Here is a 2,409-nt window from a genome sequence, read left to right on the forward strand (position 1 = left end):
CGGTGCGAACACATCAAAGTGGCCCGAGATAGCTTCTCAACTAGAGCCCGTATATAAGCAAGCATCTAACCTTCGTTAACAATACTTTTTGACAACAATAGGGAGTCCATATAAGCGTTGTGAATCACTCTTAAATTGCTTGTTATGTTTATTTTATACTTTCATATATCTCATTGGCGATAAATGGCTGTTTAATCTCATTTTGTAGAATGTTTAATTCTGGGATATCAACGCCTTTTGGAGGCTCTTGCTTGAACTCATGCAAACCAACATACTGATTAAAAAACAGTTGTATATCATCAGATTGCTTTGCCAATGACATTTCAACCTTATTGACCTCTTCGCTAATACACGAATTGTAAGCATACTGCGCTAGATAACTAAGTACTTGTTTTTGTTCGTTTTCAGTTAGACTTCGTAACCATTGAGAATCAGGGAACGAACGTAAACCATTTTTAGCTTTCTCAAAACAGACTTCTTTTTTAGCCATTAACTGACTATATGGCTGAGTCAAGCTTGGAGGCGAAGCCGTACAACCAACCAATGATATAAAAGCAATGCTACAGAGCAGCTTCACTGACACACTTCCAAAACTTTTGTTCTTCACCATAAGTAAACAGCTCTTCTTGTTGGGCAAGATTGTAAACTTGCTTTCTCAATACCGGATTAATAGATGCCATCGCATTGCCGAACTCTTCCCAGTGATATTCATAAATATCTTGGGCATTTTGCACTACACCCCCGCCATTATTTCTAAAAATTTCCAGTATAGGACTCATGACCATAACACTAGCTAGGTAATTTGCGAGACCAACTTTATAGTCAATAATTTTCAAGGTCGAGCGAGAACGAGCAGAGAGTTTCAGTCCTTTAACGGAACAATAGTCTTTTAAAGACATATGAACTCCAAACTAACAAATGTGAAGGCAGTTTAAACCAATAAAAGCCAACACAATGGGAAACTTGGTGCACATTGAATAAAAGTCACAAAATGTCGATAAACATAACGCCGCATTAAGGTGATGAGATGGTCTCCCCCTACCACTTCACATGACTATCAGCCATGCTTGGAGTGTTCAGGTCCAAAGCAAAAGGAGAAGACCATGACTCAGCATAAAATCATCGGCATCGACTTAGCAAAAAATATTTTCTTTCTTTTTGAAATTAATCATAAAGGAAAGAACCTTGCCCGTAAAAAACTTCAACGAAGTAAGCTACTTAACTACGTCGCAAATCAAAGTCCATGCATCATCGCCATGGAGGCCTGTTCTGGTGCGCATTATTGGGCAAGAGAATTCGAGAAGTTTGGTCACGAGGTACTTTTATACCCACCTCAACATGTCAAAAATCAGCGCCGTAAGCAGAAGAATGACTATAACGATGCGGAAGCAATTGCTGAACTAGCACTCTATCAACGCGCCCTGTCACCTGATGCCTATCTAAAATACTGCATATCTCTTTAGCATCACAAAATGGAACATATTCAATTTCGTATGTGTCATTTTTTAAACAAGCTAAGTGTAGCTCCATATGCTGTGGAAATGAGCCTGAAAGTAGCGCCTTAAAGAAATGGTAAATGATATGCCATTTGTTTGCCCTAACTCCAATGATTATCGATTTTATCGAGTTTATTGGTAACGAGCATAGCCACAATTCTGCATTATCGTTGCTAACTTCGACTTGGTCCTTTGTAAGAAAAAATCGAACTTCTTTCTCATACGCCCATTCATTACTTTTCTTTAATAAATTACCTGGCGGCAAGCCTGAGTTATTTCGAAGGTAATCATTGGTATTCAATCTTTCATTGGTATATCGGATTTTAAAACATTTCCCCGAGAACCCATGAGATTTCGAATTGAAAAACTCATGACTAATGTCAACCTCTATGATAATACCTTTGTGTTCATTGGCATAGTGAGCCCACATGAGAAGATTATTTGAAGATTCAGTTAAACTTAGCACAGAGATTGACGGGGCAATAACGCTATATTGCCTTAAATAATTGACCATATATTCTTCATCACCGACTCCCCAACGCTTCAGCTCTTTCAGCCACATGGCACTAGCGACGCTCGAATTAATTGCAGATTCAAACGGATCGTTAAACAAACTCGGTTGAGTCATCCGAACTTTCCGGTCGCTAAAAAACGACTCGCGAAAAGCAGTAAATTTGTACATTTTTCACCCTAAGTCTGAAACCAAAAGTCTAGCGTATTCGCCTAACGCCGCGTTAAGTGGTGAGCAACGCTACCACCCTACCTAAACCATTGTGCCGTAAACACTAAACGTGAAGTAGAAGCAAAAGTACCAAGATGTATGGACTCCCTATCTCCCTCGGGAGTAACGTAATAAGTAACGACACTTTTACAAGGAAGCCAACACATGACTCATTCTACGGTGCTCGCTATC

General features: G+C 39.4%; 3 protein-coding genes and 1 pseudogene. 1 reads left to right on the top strand and 3 read right to left on the bottom strand.

Annotated elements, in window-relative coordinates:
• Window positions 1-148: 148 nt before the first annotated feature.
• Window positions 149-490: a hypothetical protein gene (locus QTN95_RS20245; protein WP_331418782.1), complete on the bottom strand. Its 342-nt coding sequence runs from the start codon at window positions 488-490 to the stop codon at window positions 149-151.
• Window positions 491-560: 70 nt separating this feature from the next.
• Window positions 561-899, bottom strand: a complete 339-nt coding sequence (locus tag QTN95_RS20250) for a hypothetical protein (protein WP_331418783.1) — start codon at window positions 897-899, stop codon at window positions 561-563.
• 204 nt (window positions 900-1,103) lie between these two features.
• Here QTN95_RS20250 and QTN95_RS20255 point away from each other — a divergent pair.
• Window positions 1,104-1,418: pseudogene (locus QTN95_RS20255) on the top strand (IS110 family transposase); the annotation flags it as partial.
• On the opposite strand, the gene QTN95_RS21320 reads toward QTN95_RS20255, so the two are convergent.
• Window positions 1,342-2,178, bottom strand: a complete 837-nt coding sequence (locus QTN95_RS21320) for a DUF2971 domain-containing protein (protein ID WP_443088885.1) — start codon at window positions 2,176-2,178, stop codon at window positions 1,342-1,344. The pseudogene QTN95_RS20255 and the gene QTN95_RS21320 sit on opposite strands and share 77 nt — an antisense overlap.
• Between the last annotated feature and the right edge of the window lie 231 nt (window positions 2,179-2,409).

This window comes from Vibrio sp. M260112 (assembly GCF_036533775.1).
Lineage (GTDB): Bacteria > Pseudomonadota > Gammaproteobacteria > Enterobacterales > Vibrionaceae > Vibrio.